Here is a 16,825-nt window from a genome sequence, read left to right as displayed (position 1 = left end):
CGCTTCAGCCCCCTCAGTCAAGGACCGACCGATGCCAACCCCCCTGTTTCCGCGCGCCTGGCTGATAAGCCTCGCCCTTATCAGCGCACCTGCCCTGGCCGATACACCCGAGCAGATCTTCCAGCGCTTCGCCCAGTGCGACGACACCTTCTTCCGCGCCCTGCCCGCCGACGCCAGCGCACTGGCCCCTTACCTGTCCCTGGACAGCCACAACGGCGTAGCCTCGCCGAAGGTCGCCAACCGCCTGCTCGAAGGCGGACGCTTCCAATCGTTCCAGCAACCGTTGGAAGTGAACGGCGTAAAGCTGGTGGGCTATTACGACGACGCTGCGTCCCTGAGCAAACTGGGGGACTTCTTCTACTGGGGATTCGTTGCCGAGGGCACAGCGGATTCGGTGCAGGAGAAACTGCGCCCGCTGATCGCCGACTCCGCGCGGCTGAGCCGGCAGCGGGACAGCTGGGCGCGAGCGGAATTGCGCAAGGTGGGTGATCCCATCCGCGAATGGCGTACCGATTCGCTGCCCGGCGCGGGCATGCCGACCCCATTCGGCCAGGTTGAGCGCGTGTTGCTGATCGAGCCCGGCGCAGCGGAACCGCCGTTCAACGGCAAGGTGAAAGTCTTCTGCTCGTTGCAGGGCACCGTCACACCGCCGCTGCTGCAGGTCTACCGCCCCGACCTCAATGCCCACCTGCTCGACTGACAAGGACGTCCCGATGAAATCCTCGAACCTGGCTCTTTCCATTCTTGCCCTGGTGCTCGCGCTCACCGGGTGCGCCACGCAGAAGCCTGTCGATCCGAAACTGGCGCTGTGCTACGAAACTCTGGACCTCTACCTGAAGAACGAAAACGTCCATACCCTGTCGCTCGGGCGCCAGCTCTTCGACCAGGCCGACCAGTGCATGGCACAGAATCAGCTCGCGCCCAAGTTCCAATCGCTGATGTACTCGCTCCAGGCGGACGCTGCCGGCGAGAAAATGCGCGACTACCCCAAGGCCATCACCGCCATGGAGAACGCCATTCGCGTGGCACCCACCACCAACCCGCGCGACACCCTGACGCTCAGCCGCTACTACCGCCTGAACGGCGAACACGAGAAGGCCCTGCAACTGGTCCAGGGCAATATCGACAACGGGCTCGGCGAAGGCGGCAAGGGCTCCGGCTTCCATATGCCGACTTACTATCATCTTGGGCAGGCGCTGTACGACCTGGGACGCTACCGCGAGTCCGCCGAGGCCCTGAGCGCCGGCCTGAGGATGCAGAAGGACTACGCCTGGGCCTACTGGGAGCGCGGCCGCGCCTATGAAGCGCTGGAGCAGCCCGATGATGCGCGCGCAGACTTCCAGCAATTCGCCAGACGGGTGAACAAGGAGTACCTGGAGGCCCAGCACCGCGCGAAGCTGGCCGAGTACCAGATCGCTATCTGAGCCGGACCGGCTGTCAATCAGGCGAGGGTCTGAGGCGCTGGGCGAACTCGTCCAGCTGCTTCTGCTCGTACTTGTCGGCGGCCAGGCGCGCCTCCTCGCGATAGCGCTCCACCAGCTTGCGCAGACCTTCCAGACGCGCGTACTTCTCCTGCCAGATGACCCGCGCCTTGCCCACGTTGTTCTCGTGGAAGGCCACCGAGCGGTTCTGCTGCTCGACGGCGCCTTCGAGCTGGGACAGGAAGCGCTGATAGTTGATCAGCCACTGGCCACTGACGCCCTGCTGGCCGTTGGTGATCCACTGCTGCTGGTAGTCGAAGCGGTAGCGTTCGAGCTCGGCGAGCTTGCGCTGTGCCTGCTGCAACTGGCCCTGCATCTGACCGAGCTGGCGCGCGGCTTCGCGCTCGGCCTTGAGCGCCATGTCCACCACCGGGGCAAGGCGTTCGGCGCGACGATTCACGACATAGTCCTCTGCCGTGCGGCCCTCTCCCCAGCCCTCGCCCTAAAGGGAGAGGGGGCAAAGCACTCGGCGCGCAGGATGAAGTCCATCACCCGGCCTTGCCGCTGACGACCGCGTCCAGCAGCAGGCGGCTGTCTTCGAGGTTCTGGCTTTCGTCCAGGGCCTGGCGCAGGTACTGGCGCATGATCGGGAAGCGCTGGATGGCCAGGTCGGTTTCCGGATCGCCGCCAGCTACATAGGCGCCGACGCTGATCAGGTCGCGGCTCTGCTGGTAGCGTGACCACAGTTGCTTGAAGCGCTGGGCATCGCGCAGGTGTTCAGGCGTGGTGACCTGGGGCATCACCCGGCTGATGGAGGCTTCGATGTCGATGGCCGGGTAATGGCCTTCCTCAGCCAGCCGGCGCGACAGCACGAAGTGGCCGTCGAGCACACCCCGCGCGGCGTCGGCGATCGGGTCCTGCTGGTCGTCGCCTTCGCTGAGCACGGTGTAGAACGCAGTGATCGAGCCGCCGCCCTTCTCGCCGTTGCCGGCGCGCTCAACGAGGCGCGGCAGCTTGGCAAACACCGACGGCGGATAACCCTTGGTCGCCGGCGGCTCGCCGATGGCCAGGGCGATCTCGCGCTGGGCCTGGGCGTAACGGGTCAGGGAATCCATCAGCAACAGGACGTTCTTGCCCTTGTCACGGAAGTATTCGGCGATCCGCGTGCAGTACTGCGCGGCGCGCAGGCGCATCAGCGGTGCGTCATCCGCCGGCGAAGCAACGACCACGGAACGCTTCAGGCCTTCCTCGCCGAGAATGTGCTCGATGAATTCCTTCACCTCGCGGCCCCGTTCGCCGATCAGCCCGACCACGATGATGTCGGCCTTGGTGAACTTGGTCATCATGCCCAGCAACACGGACTTACCGACGCCGGTACCGGCGAACAGGCCCAGGCGCTGGCCGCGGCCGACGGTGAGCAACGAGTTGATCGAACGGATACCAACGTCCATCGGTTCATGGATCGGGTCGCGCGCCAGCGGGTTGATGATCGGGCCATCCATCGGCACCCAGTCCTCGGCGCGCATGCCACCCTTGCCGTCCAGCGCGCGGCCGACGCCATCGAGCACGCGGCCGAGCATGGACATGCCCATGGGCAGGCGGCCGGAATCCGGCAGCGGCACCACGCGGGCGCCGGGGGCGATGCCGACGAGGCTGCCCACCGGCATCAGGTAGATCTTGCTGCCGGCGAAGCCCATGACTTCGGCTTCCACCTGCACCGGGTGATAGCCGCCGTCGTTGATCACCTGGCAGCGGCTGCCAACGGCGGCCTGCAGGCCCTCGGCCTCCAGTGTCAGACCGACCATGCGCAGCAGGCGGCCTTCCACCACCGGCTGGGTCGGCAGGCTGACAGCGTCGCTGTAGCCCTGTAGACGGCGGGCGAAGCTGACGCGATCAAGACGCATCGGAGCCGCCCTGGTCGGCTTCGAGGTTCACGTGCAGATCGGGCTCCAGGGCATGGGTCGCCTGGTCGCGCTGCTGCTCGAAAAGCTGCTTCACAGCCTGGGCCAGGCGCGTCTCGACAGTGGCGTCGATGCGCGAATGTTCGGTTTCGATGCGGCAGCCGCCGGGCAGCAGGCCGTCGTCCTCGATGATCTTCCAGCTTTCCTCGTGACGGTCGCGCAGCGCCTTCACCAGTTCGAAGTCCTGCGGGTTGACCTGGATGCGGATGTTGCTGGCGCCCATGGGCAGCAGCTTGAGCGCTTCGCGCAGCACCAGGCGGATCTGGCTGGAGTCGGTGGCCAGCTCGCGCTGTACCACCTGGCGCACCACGTGGGTCACCAGGTTGAGCATGCCCTGTTCGAGCATCTGGTCCTGCTCGGCGATAGGGTCGAGCAGGTGCGACATCAGGGTTTCCAGGTTCTGCAGACGGGGCTGCAGCGCCGCGTCGGCTTCCTGGCGCGCCTTCAACTGGCCGGCGTGGAAGCCGTCCTTCTCGCCGGTGGAGAACCCTTCGTTGTAGGCCTCCTGACGGATCGCCTCGAGTTCGTCGAGCGTCAGCGGCTTGACCTCTTCCTCCGGCACCTCCTCGATCTGCGGCTGCTCCGCAACCTCCGGCTCGGGTTCCGGCTCCGGCTCGGGAGCCGGCCGTGCCGGGTCGAAGCTGGGCAGCGACCAGCGGTCGAAGCCCGCCACGTCGCGCGCGCGGATCAGCTCGCTGAGTTTGTCTTCATCCTTCGCCGGCGGTACCACGTCAGATCATCTCCTCGCCGCCCTTGCCACCCAGCACGATTTCGCCGGACTCGGCCATACGGCGGGCGATGGTGAGGATTTCCTTCTGTGCGCCTTCCACTTCGCTGACGCGCACCGGGCCCTTGGCCTCGAGGTCGTCGCGCAGCAGTTCGGCAGCACGCTTGGACATGTTGCGGAAGATCTTCTCGCGGATCGCCTCGTCCGAGCCCTTGAGGGCCAGCACCAGCACGTCCGAGGACACTTCGCGCAGCAGCGCCTGGATGCCGCGGTCGTCGACATCGGCGAGGTTGTCGAAGACGAACATCAGATCTTCGATCTGGCCCGACAGGTCCTCGTCGACTTCGCGGATGGCGTCCATCAGCGCGCCTTCGACCGAGCTGTCGAGGTAGTTCATGATGTCCGCCGCGCGCTTCACGCCGCCCATGGTGGTGCGAGTGGAGTTGGCGTTGCCGGCGAACTGTTTCTCCAGAATCAGGTTCAGTTCCTTGAGCGCGGACGGCTGCACGGTGTTCAGCGAGGACACGCGCAGGATGATGTCCAGGCGCACCTTGTGGTCGAAGTGGCTGAGCACTTCGCCGGCCTGGTCCGGGTCGAGGTAGGCCACCACGATGGCCTGGATCTGCGGGTGCTCGTAGCGGATCACGTCGGCCACGGCGCGCGGCTCCATCCACTTCAGGCTGTCCAGGCCGCTGGTGTTGCCGCCCAGCAGGATGCGGTCGATGAGGTTGTTCGCCTTGTCCTCGCCCAGGGCCTGGGTGAGCATCTTGCGAATGTAGCTGTCAGCGCCCACGCCCAGGCTGGTCTGGTCGCCGACGATCTCGACGAACTCGCCCATCACCTGCTCGACCTGCTCGCGGTGCACATTGCGCATCTGCGCCATGGCCACGCCGACCTTCTGCACTTCCTTCGGGCCCATGTGGCGCAGCACCTGCGCGGCATCGGTCTCACCCAGGGAGAGCAGGAGGATGGCGGCCTTGTCGACCTTGTTCAGTTTGGCGCTCATGCGGGCTTCACTCATCGGAATTGATCCAGTCCTTCACTACCTGGGCAACGCGCCCCGGGTCCTGGGCGACCAGACTCTTGATCGCATTCAATTGTGCATCGTACCCCTCGGACGGGCTGGGCAGCAGGATGCTGGCCGGGCCACCGAGGCTCACGCGGTCTTCGGACAGCTCGCCCTCCAGACCGCCCAACTCGCCCAGGCCGCCTTCGCCTGCAGCGCCACCGCCCACCAGGGCCTTGCTCTTGTTGCCCGACAGGTTGTTCAGCACCGGGCGCAGTACACCCAGCACCAGCACCAGGATGAAGACGATGCCCAGCACCTGCTTGACCACGTCCCAGAACCAGGGCTGCGAGTAGAACGGCGGCGATGCAATTTCATCACCCAGTTCCGGGGCGAAGGGCGCGTTGATTACGCTGACGCTGTCGCCACGGCTGGCGTCATAGCCTACCGCGTCCTGTACCAGGCGGGTGAAGCGACCCAGCTCGTCGGCAGTCCAGGGCTGGTGGCTGACTTCGCCGGTCTTCGGGTCGGCGACCACACGGTCATCCAGCACCACCGCGACGGAAAGCCGGCGCAGGCGACCCTGCTGCTGCTTGGTGTAGCTCACCGAGCGATCCAGCTCGTAGTTGCGGGTGTTCTGCTGACGCTTGTCGGTCGGGTACGGCGCCAGTTCCGGCTTGCCGGTCTTCGGATCGATGATCGTCTGACCGTTGGCGTCCTTCAGCGGCTGACCCGGAGCGACGAAATCCGCGCTGGCGTTCTGAGCGGTGGACTGCGGCGCGCTGGCCGGGCCCGGCGGCTGATTCGACAGCGCACCCGGCACGCCCTGCGGACCGTTGCTGTTCTGGCGCTCCTCATTGTTCACCTGCTCGCTGCGCAGGGCTGGCTGGTCCGGGTTGAACGACTCGGAAGTGGATTCCACCGCGCTGAAGTCGACGTCGGCGGACACCTCGGCCTTGTAGCGGCCATTGCCCAGTACCGGCGCAAGGATGCTGTGCACGCGCTGAGTGAAGTTGGTTTCCATGCGACGGGTGAAGTCGAACTGCTTGCCGGCCATGGTCAGCTCGGAGAGCTCCTGCTGGTCGGAGAGCAGGTTGCCTTTCTGGTCGACCACGGTGACCTGGGATTTATCCAGTTCCGGCACACTGGTGGCGACCAGGTTGACGATGGCCAGCACCTGGCTCGGCTCCAGGGTGCGCCCCGGATACAGCTCGACCAGCACCGAGGCGCTGGGCTTGCGGTCGTCGCGGACGAACACCGAGCTCTTGGGGATCGCCAGGTGCACGCGGGCGCCCTTGACGTTGTTCAGGCTGGAGACGGTGCGCGCCAGTTCGCCTTCCAGGCCGCGACGGTAATTGGTCGCTTCCATGAACTGGCTGGTGCCCAGCGCCTGTTCCTTGTCGAGAATCTCGAAGCCGACGTTGCTGTCGGTCGGGGCGAGACCGGCACCGGCAACTTTCATGCGCGCACGGCCCAGGTCGTCGGCCTTCACCAGCAGCGCGCCGGAGTTGGGCTCGATCTTGTAGCCGATGTCGGCGGCGGACAACGCCTCGACGACCTTGTTGGCGTCGACGCCGTTGAGGCTGCCGTAGAGTGGTTTGTAGTCCGGCTGCTGGGACCACAGGACCATGCCGAAACCGATGGCGATGCTCGCAGCGAGACCGACCAGCAGGCCGACCTGGCGCAGCACCGGCATGTCCGCGAGGTTCTCGAGGAAAGTCAGGCCGAGCAGCGGCTTTTTCGGCGCGTCAGCACCGACCTTGGCCGGGACCTGACTGTCAACAACGGAGGCTTGGGACATTACCTACGATCCTCGACGCTCAAACCGGCATCTGCATGATGTCCTGGTACGCCTGCACGAGCTTGTTGCGTACCTGGGTCATCGCCTGGAAAGAAACACTGGCCTTCTGGGACGCGATCATCACGTCGGTGAGATCGACACCGCCCTGCCCCATCTCGAAAGCGGTCGCCATGTCGGAGGCGGCCTGCTGGGTACCGTTCACCTTGTCCACGGCCTGGCCGAGCATCTGCGAGAAGCTCGGCGCACCCGGTTCTACCGGAGCAGCCTGCGTCTTCGCCTTGGCCATGGCCTCCATTTGCATGGAGCGCATTTCCAGCAGCAGACGATTGAACTCGATACCCTGACTCATCACTTACCCCTCCGACTGGCCGCGGTTTTTTGACACTGCGCGGCGCTTTGCAGAGGTGATTGCAACTTGGGTGCCAGGTTTTCAGGGTGTAGGAAAAATACGGAAGACAGCTCTGGAATGCACCTTTCAGAGAAAAAAGCGATAGCCCCATCCCCTGACGAATCCGACGGCGGAAGAATGCTTTTTCTGTAGGAGCGAGCTTGCTCTCGAACGGCCCCGCCGCAAGACCGGCTCGCGAGCAAGCTCGCTCCTACAAAAGCATTTCCACTTTTGCATCCACACCAGCGAGAAAAGCTCGCATGAATCCAGGCCAAGAGGGTTGTCGGATCGTCGGTCAACTGGCGCCCTGCATCGCGCATCTTCGAGATGTTTGGCTTGCCGAATCCGAACGTTATTACTGTAGGAGCGAGCTTGCTCGCGAACGGCCCCACCGCAAGACCGGTTCGCGAGCAAGCTCGCTCCTACAAAAGCATTTCCACTTTTGCACCCACACCAGCGAGAAAAGCTCGCATGAATCCAGGCCAAGAGGGTTGTCGGATCGTCGGTCAACTGGCGCCCTGCATCGCGCATCTTCGAGATGTTTGGCTTGCCGAATCCGAACATTTTTACTGTAGGAGCGAGCTTGCTCGCGAACGGCCCCGCTGCGAGACCGGTTCGCGAGCAAGCTCGCTCCTACAACTGACCTGAGGACGCCGCCAAGAAAAGGCCCGCACGAATGCGGGCCAAGAGGGGTTGTTCTGTCACCGATCAGCTGGCGTAGAGATAAGCCTCCACATCCATGCCGGCGTCGCGCATCTGCGCGAGCTTGTAGCGCAGGGTGCGCGGGCTGATGCCCAGGCGCTCGGCGGCTTCCTTGCGGCGGCCGCGCTCGCTGCGCAGGGTGTCGATGATCATCTGGAACTCGCGGCGTTTGAGGTCTTCGCCCAATTGCCCCGCTTCCGCCGAGGCCGGTGACGGAATCTCGACGCTCGTGGGAGCCGGAGCGCCGGGAGACGAGCTCGGCACGGCCGCCAGCATCGGGCGCGGCGCCAGGCCAATGGGGGAAGTCAGGCAAAGGTCAGCCGCCTGGACCCGACCACCCTGCTGCAGGATGAGCGAACGCTGGATGGCGTTGTCCAGTTCGCGCACGTTGCCCGGCCAGGGATGCGCCAGCAAAGCGGCGCGGGCGTCGTCGGCCAGGGTTACCGGCGCATGGTTCATCTTGCGCGCGTACTTGGCCAGCAGGCGTTCGGCCAGCGGCAGGATATCGGCTGGGCGCTCGCGCAGCGGACGCCAGGCCAGCGGGAAGACCGACAGGCGATAGTAGAGGTCCTCGCGAAAACGCCCGGCGCCCACTTCTCCCAGCAGGTCGCGGTTGGTGGTGGCGAGTACGCGGATATCGAGGCTGATCGGCTTGCGCGCACCGACGCGCTCCACTTCCCGCTCCTGCAGCACGCGCAGCAGCTTGGCCTGCAGGGCCAGCGGCATTTCGGAGATTTCATCGAGCAGAATGGTGCCGCCGTCGGCCAGTTCGAATTTGCCCGGCTGCGCGGCGATGGCGCCGGTGAAGGCACCCTTTTCGTGGCCGAACAGGGTGGCCTCGAGCATGTTGTCCGGGATGGCCGCGCAGTTGATCGCGACGAAGGGTTTGCCAACACGGGGCGACTGCTGGTGAATGTACTGCGCCAGGACTTCCTTGCCGGTACCGGACTCGCCGGAGATCAGCACGGTGGAGTCGCTGCGCGCCACACGGGCGGCCAGCTCCAGCAGCTGCTGGCTGGCCGGCTCCAGGGCCACAGGGCCTTCGCCGGCGCTGGCAGATACAGCCCCCAGCGCATGACGCGCCACCAGTTCCAGCAGCGCGCGCGGCTCGAAAGGCTTGACCAGATAATCGGCGGCGCCCTGGCGCATCGCGTCCACGGCACGATCGACGGCACCATAGGCGGTCATCAGCAGCACCGGCAATTGCGGGTAGCGCTTGCGAATCAGACCGAGCAGTTGGTGTCCGTCCATGCCCGGCATGTTGACGTCGCTGATCACCAGGCTGAAGGCGTCCTTCTCCAGCGCCGGCAGCGCGGCCTCGGCGCAATCGACGGCAACGAAGTCGTGCCCGCCGAGCGACAGGGTGTCGGAGAGGGCTTCACGAAGGGCGCGGTCGTCTTCGACCAGCAGGACTTTGGCGGCCATGGAAATCACTCCTCGTGGACGACGGGTTGAGCCAGGATCAGCGGCAGGATCAAGGTGGCGCTGGTGCCTACACCGGGGCGCGAACGCAGGCGCAGCTCGCCCTGATGCGCCTTGGCGACGGCCTTCACCACAGCGAGGCCGAGGCCGGTACCGGTGGTCTTGGTGGTGAAGAAGGGTTCGCCCAGTCGCGCCAGGGTCTCGGCACTCATGCCAGGACCGTTGTCGCTCACAGACAGGCGCAGGCTGTTGCCACGCTGGTACAGGTGCACTTTCAGGCGCACGTCGCGGCCGGCGGCCTGAATGGCGTTTTCCACCAGGTTGAGCACGGTGCCCACCAGGGTGTCGCGGTTGCACAGCAATTCTCCGACGCGGGCATCGCACTGCCAGCGCAGGTTGAGGCCAGCGACATGGGACTCGGCGGCGGCACGCACGCTGGCAAACAGCTGGTTGGGCGCGAGGCGATCCGGCAGCGGCAGCTCGCCACGGGCGAACACCAGCATGTCGCGCACCTGGCTTTCCAACTCGTGCAGGCGCTCCTTGATGCGTCCGGCGAAACGCTGCTGCTGCTCGACCGGCAGCTCGCCCTCGCTCAGGTGGCCGGCGTAAAGCATGGCCGCGGACAACGGGGTACGGATCTGATGAGCCAGGGAGGCGACCATGCGGCCCAGGGCGGACAGGCGTTCGTGGCGAGCGAGCTGGTCCTGCAGGCGACGGGTTTCCGTCAGGTCGTTGAGCAGGATGAGCTGGCCGGGCTCGCCGTTCAGCGGGCGGATGGCGATGGACACGCGGCGTCCGTCGCGCAGGGAAACTTCGTGACCGTCGTCGGCGCGGGGATCGAAGCTGCGGGAGATGACTTCGCGCCAGAGCATGCCCACCAGCGGCTTGCCCAACAGGGCCACCGCCACTGGGTTGGCATCGCGCACCACGCCCTGGCCGTCGATCATGATGACGCCGCCAGGCAGCACATCGAGCAGGCTCTGCAGACGGTTGGCCTGCCGCTCCTTCTCCGCCAGCTCCTGCATGCGCTGCGCACTGACCAGGGCGAGTTCACCCTTGAGCTCGGTAACGCGGGCTTCCAGCAGGCTGTAGGACTGGTTGAGCTGGCTGGACATCTGGCTGAACAGCGCGAAGGTCTGCTCCAGATGGGCACGACTCTGCTGCTCCGCCGGCACCTGCAGGGGCTCTGCGGGCAACTGGGAAACGAGTTCAGTCTGGCGATTGGTGGCAGGCATCATGCGGGTTTTCCTCATCCGTCCGACGGCGTGAATCTGTCGGTCGGATGAGTCTTAGCAAACCCCGTGCCTAAAATTTACTCGTTATATTTCAATGACTTGAAAAAACGAGTCAGGCGAAGGCGTCAATCCTCCGCCATTTCCTCTTCGCGACGGCTCATGCCGTACTTGCGCATTTTTTCCACCAGGGTGGTGCGGCGGATGCGCAGACGTTCGGCAGCGCGGGCGACCACGCCGCTGGCGTCGTCCAGCGCCTGTTGGATCAGGCCCTGTTCCAGGTTGGCCAGGTAATCCTTCAGGTCGATGCCCTCAGCCGGCAGCATGGCTGGCGAGTCGAGGCCCGGCAGACCGGCGGTGATCGCCGCGCGCTCTTCCAGCTCCTCGCGTAGGCTGGTCGCCAGTTGCTCGTCTTCGTCGTCGACGTGACGGAATTTCTTCGGCAGCTCGCCCACGCCGATCACGCCGTAGGGATGCATGATCGCCAGGCGCTCGACGAGGTTGGCCAGTTCGCGCACGTTGCCCGGCCAGTCGTGACGGCAGAGCGACATGATGGCAGCGGAGTTGAAGCGGATCGAGCCGCGCTTCTCGTGCTCCATGCGCGAGATGAGTTCGTTCATCAGCAGCGGGATGTCCTCCACGCGCTCGCGCAACGGGGCCATCTCGATGGGGAAGACGTTGAGGCGGTAGTACAGGTCTTCGCGGAAGCTGCCGTCCTCGATCATCTTCTCGAGGTTCTTGTGGGTCGCGGCGATGATGCGCACGTCGACGTTCTGCGTCTTGTTGCTGCCCACACGCTCGAAGGTGCGCTCCTGCAGCACACGCAGCAGCTTGACCTGCATTGGCAGCGGCATGTCGCCGATCTCGTCAAGGAACAGGGTGCCGCCGTTGGCCAGCTCGAAGCGCCCAGCCCGAGTGGTGATGGCGCCGGTGAAGGCGCCCTTCTCGTGGCCGAACAGTTCGCTTTCCAGCAGCTCCGCCGGGATCGCGCCGCAGTTGACCGGCACGAAGGGCGCGTCGCGGCGCTTGGAGTGATAGTGCAGGTTGCGGGCGACCACTTCCTTGCCGGTGCCGGACTCGCCGAGGATCAGCACGCTGGCGTCGGTGTCGGCGACCTGCTGCATCATCTGCCGCACCTGCTGGATGGCACGGCTGGTGCCCACCAGGCTGCGGAACAGGTTGGGTTCGCGCTGGCGACCACGCTCGCGGGCCTGGTCGTACATCTCGCGGTAGACCTGGGCGCGGTGCAGGGAGTCGAGCAGCTTGTTGTAGCTGGGCGGCATCTCAAGGCTGGCCAGCACGCGGCGGCGCAACTCCTCGGGCCATTCGTTGGGTACCGGTTCGCCCATCAGCAACACGGGCAGGTATTCGTCCCAGGCCGCAAGCTGCTTGAGCAGCTCCAGTGCACCGCCCTTGCTCTCCACCGCGCCGACCAGCACACAGAGCACGTCGCGGCTGCCGTTGGGCAGCGGGTCGACCACCTGGCGCCAGTCACGGCTGCTGCAGGACAGTTGGTCTTCACCCAGGAAGCTGATGATCACCGAGAGGTCCCGGCAACGGTCCTGGTTGTCATCGATCACGAGAATCTTGGTTTCGCGCCACATCTTAGCTTGTCATCCCGGGCTTGAAGGCCGTACTACGGCGGCTGACACGATCCGGCCACAGCACAAATTCCTCGTGCTAGCCAGCATTTGGCCACTAGTTAAGTCAAAATTGTGGCTCGAGTCAAATTTATGGCGTGTTTTTTTTGATGCAGCCCGACGAAGGGTGTTGATCCTCGTCATGGCAATCGAACTGGAGGGTAGTTCGAAGCGCAGAAGGCGGCCACCGGCACCTGACCGATCACCGCCGAACGAGAGCTGATCCGGACGGATCAGCCGAACATCTGGTAAACCTTGGCGCCTTGGCTGGAGCGATGCACGGCGGTCAGCTCCTCGCCAATGGCGCTGCGCTGGGCGGTGCAGACCTGGACCAGCTCAGCATACAGCGCGAGCAGTTGTTCCATGGTGTCGCGCAGTGCCTGCTCGTCGCGCTCGGCGTCCTGCATGGCCACCTCGACCTGCGCGCGGCATTCCTGATCCAGGTTGCCGATGGCTTCCCAGTCCTGGTTATGCATCGCCTCGCTCAGGGCGGCGCGGGTCTCGTTGAGTTGAAGCATGGCCTGGCTCATGAGTGTTCCTTCCTTCAGGCGGCAATGGCGTCCCAGCCCGATTTTACTTCACGCAGCAGACCCGAGACCTCTTCGAGGATCGCGGCGTCGCCATTGCGGTTCGCCTCCAGCAGGCGCTCGGTCATGTAAGCGTAGAGGCGGTCGAGGTTCAAGGCCAGCTCGCCGCCCGCTTCCTGATTCAGCGCCTCGCGCAAGCCACCAACGATGCCGATGGCCTTACTGATCAGCTCGCCGCGCTCGGCCAAGTGGCCGCGCTCGATGGCGCCACGGGCCTGGGCCAGACGCTCCAGACCGCCCTGCATGAGCAGTTGGATCAGGCCATGCGGCGAGGCCTCGGCGACTCGCGCTTCCAGGCCTACTTGCTGGTATTGCTTCATGGCTTTCATGGCGTACATGGCAGGCTCCTGCTGCAAATTCTCTTACTGACCAAGGTATCGGCCAGTGAAGCGGGAGCTTGAAGGCTAGTTTCCGATTTTTTCACCGGGGCCGCCGGTCAGCGGCTCCGGTGGATGGGATCAGCTCTTGGCGAACGGCAGGCTGGCGAGCTGGCTGGTCAGGCTGGTGGTGGTCTGGGTGAGCTGGCTGACCAGGGAGTCCATGGTGTTGTACTGCTTGTACAGACGTTCCTGCAGTGAGGTGATGCGGCGGTCCAGGGCAGCCTGCTGATCGTCGACGCTGTTCAGGGTCTTCTGCAGGATGCTGTTGCGCTGGTCGAGGATGCCGTTGGTATCGGTGTACGCCTTGAGCTTGGAGTCCAGGCGGGTGGCCAGGCCCTTGTCGCCGGTGAACAGATTAGCGACGTCCTGGAAGTTGTTGGCGACTGCCTTGTCCAACTTGTCGTTGTTGATTTCCAGGGTGCCGTCGGCCTTGGTGGTAATGCCCAGGTCGGCCAGGACGCGCATTTTACTGTCGCTATCGCTCTGGGTGGCGACCAGTTCGTTGCGTACGGTGCTGAGCAGCGAACGCGCAGTGGCGTCTCCCACCAGCGCACCGGTCACTGGCGTCTTGTCCTCGCCGACCTTGGTCACCTTGGTCTGGGTGTTCACGAAGCTGACCAGGGTGTTGTAGGCGTCGACGAAGGACTTGATGTTGTTCGTGACGGTCGTCCGGTCCAGGTCGACCGTCAGCGTCACGGGCTTGTCGGCTTCGGTCTTGGTCTTCAGGTCGATGGTCACGCCTTCGATGGCGGTGGACACGCTGTTGGAGTCGCTCTTGATCTCCAGGCCGTCAACCGTCAGCAGGGCGCTCTGCGCATGGGTGATGAAACCGCCGTCGCCGTTGGCCTTCTGCGCGTCGGTCAGCTTGGACAGATCGGGCGCGCTGGCTGGGTCGAAGGCCAGCTTGCTCAGAGCCTGGGTACCACCCGCGCCGCTGTCGACGGCCTGAATCTTGATGTCCTTGCCTTCACCGGTCTTGTTGCTGGACACCACCAGGCGCGAACCCTGCGCATCGTTGACGATGGTCGCGGTGACGCCCTGGTCCTTGCCGGCCTTGTTGATCGCATCCCGAACGCCGGCCAGGCTGTTGTTGCTGCTGTCGATGGTGATGTCATCTAGATTGACGTCACCCACGGAGATTTTCAGAGTGCCGCTGTTGAAGGTCGACGTCGAATTTGCCGGAACAGCGCCCAGGGCGACCTTGCTGCTGGCGGCCAGTTGCTCGACCTGGATCTGGTAGGTGCCCGCGGCAGCCTTCTCGGTCGCGCTGCCCTTGAGCACATCGGTGTTGGACGAGGTGAAACTGCGTGCCTGGAACTGCGTCAGGGTGTTGAGTTTCCCCAGGGCGGTCTGGAAGGTGCTGATGGCACCCTTGAGCCCACCGATCGCGGTGATCTGCGTGGTGGTCTTCTTCTCGAGGGCATCGATCTGGTTCTGCTTGGGAGTCTTCTCGGCATTCACCAGTGCGGTGACGATATTGTCGATATTGAGGCCCGAACCCAGTCCCGTGATACCAGCCATCTTCCACCTCCGTCAAAAATCTGTTCAGCGCTATCCAATCACCAGATTAGAGCAATTGCCGTACCAGCTCTGTGAACAGCCCGTCACGCCTGGGCTTCGAACATCAGGCTGCGTATATCGTCGAGTCGAGCGGCAAGTTTCAGCACTTCCTCGGAAGGAATTTGCCGCACCACCTTGCCGGAATCGCCGTCGATGACCTTCACCACCACATCGCCGGTCGTGTCGTCGATGCTGAAGTTCAGGTTGCGACGCACGCTCTGCACATGCTTCTGGATGTCCGACACGGCCTCGTCCAGGCGTGCGCGCGAATCCTGCTGCCCCTCCGGGCGCGCCTCACCATCCTGCGGCGCAGTGGTGCTGGTGGCGGGAACCGCGGCGTCGGTGCGATTCGTCCCCTTGAACGCCGGAAGTCCGGCTATGTTTCCAACGTCCATCGTTCACTCCTTCGAAAAGGCAAAAAGGAGGAAGGGTTGCCCCTTCCTCCTGCGGTCGGATCGAAGACCCGCCAACCGTTAGCGGAGCAGGCTGAGTACAGACTGCGGCAGCTGGTTGGCCTGAGCCAGGATCGCGGTGCCGGCCTGTTGCAGAACCTGGTTCTTCGACAGGGTGGCGGTTTCCGAGGCGAAGTCGGTGTCCTTGATGCGGCTACGGGCAGCGTCGACGTTCTCGGAGATGTTGGTCAGGTTGGAGATGGTGTTGTCGAAGCGGTTCTGCACCGCACCGAGGTCGGCACGCTGGGCGTCGATCGCGGCCAGGGCGCTGTCGATCACAGCGATCGCATTCTGCGCGCCATCGGCAGTGGAGATGTCGATGTTGGCGACAGTGCTCTTCTGCGCAGCGGTGGCGTTGCCGAAGATCTGCGAAGCGTCGGTGCCGGTGCCGCTGATGGAGTAGGCGGTCGGAGAGTTCAGCTGCACATAGCCGGTGACGATAGTGGTGGTGGCAGCGGTGCCGGCGTCGACGACGCTCTTGGCAGTGGACTCGAACTTGCCGTCAGCGCCCTGTACCGCGACCTTCACGGTGCCGGCGGTGGCGGAGCCAGTCTCGGCGCCGAAGGTGACGTTCTCACCCGTGGCGGAGGTGATGGTCAGCACGCCCTTGTCGTTCATGCTGGCGGTGATGCCCAGCTTGGAGGCGTTGGAGTTCAGTTGATCAGCCAGGTCCTGGGTGGAGGTAACGCCAGCCAGGTTGACGGTGTTGCTGCCCACCTTGACGGTGAAGTCCATCGAACCGCCGGTGACACCGGCGACGTCCGCGGTGAACACGGTACGGGCACGGGCGGTCAGGTTCGGGATCGAACCATCCATCTTGTCGGCGATGGCCTTAGCGCTGTCGCCAGCGGCAATCGATACAGCCTTGGTCTGGCCGCCGCCGACCACGTTGACGGTACCCGATGCGGCACCACTGGCAGTGGCGGTGCCGGCGACGGTAGCGACAGTACCCGCACCCTGGCTACCGATCTGGTAGGAACCGATGGCGCTGGCGGAGGCGTTCTGCAGGCTGATGTCGATGGTTTCGTAGGCGTTGGAACCGACCTGGAAGCTGGAGGTACCGAAGGAGCCATCGAGCAGCTTACGGCCACCGAAGGTGGTGGTATCGGAGATACGGGTCAGTTCGGCCTGCTGGGCGGATACTTCCTTCTGCAGGGCGGCACGGTCGGTGTCGCTGTTGGAGCCGTTGGCGGACTGCAGGGAGAGGTCACGGATACGCGACAGGATGTTGGTGGACTGCTGCAGGGCGCCTTCAGCGGTCTGCGCCAGGGAGATACCATCGTTGGCGTTACGGGTGGCAACGCCCAGGCCGCTGATCTGGTTGGACAGACGGTTGGAGATCTGCAGGCCGGCAGCGTCGTCTTTGGCGCTGTTGATGCGGTTGCCGGTGGACAGACGCTGCAGCGAGGTGCTCAGCGCGTTCGACGAACCGTTCAGGTTGCGCTGGGTGTTCAGGGAAGCAATGTTGGTATTGACGGTAAGGGCCATGATGGTCTCCTTCAGAGGTCCTGTTAGTTCCTGAGCTTGCGAGATCTCGGCCTGCTTG

At 64.4% G+C, this 16,825-nt stretch carries 16 protein-coding genes; 2 read left to right on the top strand and 14 right to left on the bottom strand.

Going from position 1 to position 16,825, the window contains the following annotated elements:
• The first annotated feature begins 31 nt into the window (after positions 1-31).
• Positions 32-700, top strand: a complete 669-nt coding sequence (locus tag AC2T4A_RS13835) for a hypothetical protein (protein WP_486743527.1) — start codon at positions 32-34, stop codon at positions 698-700.
• 13 nt (positions 701-713) lie between these two features.
• Positions 714-1,424: a tetratricopeptide repeat protein gene (locus tag AC2T4A_RS13830; RefSeq protein WP_486743526.1), complete on the top strand. Its 711-nt coding sequence runs from the start codon at positions 714-716 to the stop codon at positions 1,422-1,424.
• Between the two features lie 13 nt (positions 1,425-1,437).
• Here the strand turns inward: AC2T4A_RS13830 and fliJ are convergent, their stop codons facing one another.
• From fliJ to AC2T4A_RS13760, 14 genes are all read right to left on the bottom strand, one after another.
• Positions 1,438-1,881, bottom strand: a complete 444-nt coding sequence (gene fliJ / locus AC2T4A_RS13825; RefSeq protein ID WP_486743525.1) for a flagellar export protein FliJ — start codon at positions 1,879-1,881, stop codon at positions 1,438-1,440.
• 88 nt (positions 1,882-1,969) lie between these two features.
• Positions 1,970-3,325: a flagellar protein export ATPase FliI gene (gene fliI, locus AC2T4A_RS13820; RefSeq protein WP_416745133.1), complete on the bottom strand. Its 1,356-nt coding sequence runs from the start codon at positions 3,323-3,325 to the stop codon at positions 1,970-1,972.
• On the bottom strand, positions 3,315-4,112 hold the full coding sequence (gene fliH / locus AC2T4A_RS13815; protein WP_416745134.1) for a flagellar assembly protein FliH: 798 nt from the start codon (positions 4,110-4,112) through the stop codon (positions 3,315-3,317). The genes fliI and fliH overlap by 11 nt, the downstream gene beginning before the upstream one ends.
• Before the next feature lies 1 nt (position 4,113).
• On the bottom strand, positions 4,114-5,130 hold the full coding sequence (gene fliG, locus AC2T4A_RS13810; RefSeq protein ID WP_017520274.1) for a flagellar motor switch protein FliG: 1,017 nt from the start codon (positions 5,128-5,130) through the stop codon (positions 4,114-4,116).
• Positions 5,123-6,916, bottom strand: coding sequence for a flagellar basal-body MS-ring/collar protein FliF (gene fliF, locus AC2T4A_RS13805; protein ID WP_486743524.1), 1,794 nt, complete (start codon positions 6,914-6,916; stop codon positions 5,123-5,125). The genes fliG and fliF overlap by 8 nt, the downstream gene beginning before the upstream one ends.
• Before the next feature lie 19 nt (positions 6,917-6,935).
• Complete coding sequence (gene fliE / locus AC2T4A_RS13800; protein WP_416745136.1) at positions 6,936-7,265, bottom strand: flagellar hook-basal body complex protein FliE; 330 nt, start codon at positions 7,263-7,265, stop codon at positions 6,936-6,938.
• Between the two features lie 747 nt (positions 7,266-8,012).
• Positions 8,013-9,431 carry a sigma-54-dependent response regulator transcription factor FleR gene (fleR, locus tag AC2T4A_RS13795; RefSeq protein ID WP_486743523.1) on the bottom strand — a complete coding sequence of 473 codons (1,419 nt, stop codon included), beginning with the start codon at positions 9,429-9,431 and terminating at the stop codon, positions 8,013-8,015.
• Positions 9,432-9,436: 5 nt separating this feature from the next.
• The gene (locus AC2T4A_RS13790) at positions 9,437-10,666 is read right to left on the bottom strand and encodes a sensor histidine kinase (RefSeq protein ID WP_486743522.1); all 1,230 of its coding nucleotides are present in this window, start codon (positions 10,664-10,666) and stop codon (positions 9,437-9,439) included.
• 122 nt (positions 10,667-10,788) lie between these two features.
• A complete protein-coding gene (locus tag AC2T4A_RS13785; RefSeq protein WP_416745139.1) occupies positions 10,789-12,264 on the bottom strand; it encodes a sigma-54 dependent transcriptional regulator in 1,476 nt (491 codons plus the stop codon).
• Positions 12,265-12,533: 269 nt separating this feature from the next.
• Positions 12,534-12,830 (bottom strand): flagellar protein FliT, encoded by a 297-nt coding sequence (fliT, locus tag AC2T4A_RS13780; protein ID WP_416745140.1) that lies wholly within the window; start codon positions 12,828-12,830, stop codon positions 12,534-12,536.
• A gap of 14 nt (positions 12,831-12,844) precedes the next feature.
• Positions 12,845-13,225, bottom strand: a complete 381-nt coding sequence (gene fliS / locus AC2T4A_RS13775) for a flagellar export chaperone FliS (RefSeq protein WP_486743521.1) — start codon at positions 13,223-13,225, stop codon at positions 12,845-12,847.
• Positions 13,226-13,345: 120 nt separating this feature from the next.
• Entirely contained in the window at positions 13,346-14,788 is a 1,443-nt protein-coding gene (gene fliD, locus AC2T4A_RS13770; protein ID WP_486743520.1) for a flagellar filament capping protein FliD, read from the bottom strand.
• An 83-nt stretch (positions 14,789-14,871) separates the two neighbouring features.
• Positions 14,872-15,222: a flagellar protein FlaG gene (locus AC2T4A_RS13765; RefSeq protein WP_486743519.1), complete on the bottom strand. Its 351-nt coding sequence runs from the start codon at positions 15,220-15,222 to the stop codon at positions 14,872-14,874.
• 78 nt (positions 15,223-15,300) lie between these two features.
• The gene (locus tag AC2T4A_RS13760; protein WP_478377463.1) at positions 15,301-16,767 is read right to left on the bottom strand and encodes a flagellin; all 1,467 of its coding nucleotides are present in this window, start codon (positions 16,765-16,767) and stop codon (positions 15,301-15,303) included.
• Positions 16,768-16,825: the final 58 nt, after the last annotated feature.

It is taken from the genome of Pseudomonas sp. PVC-3-1 (assembly GCF_057444315.1).
Note: the sequence above shows the minus strand (reverse complement) of the source record. Positions and strands in the feature narration are given on the sequence as shown.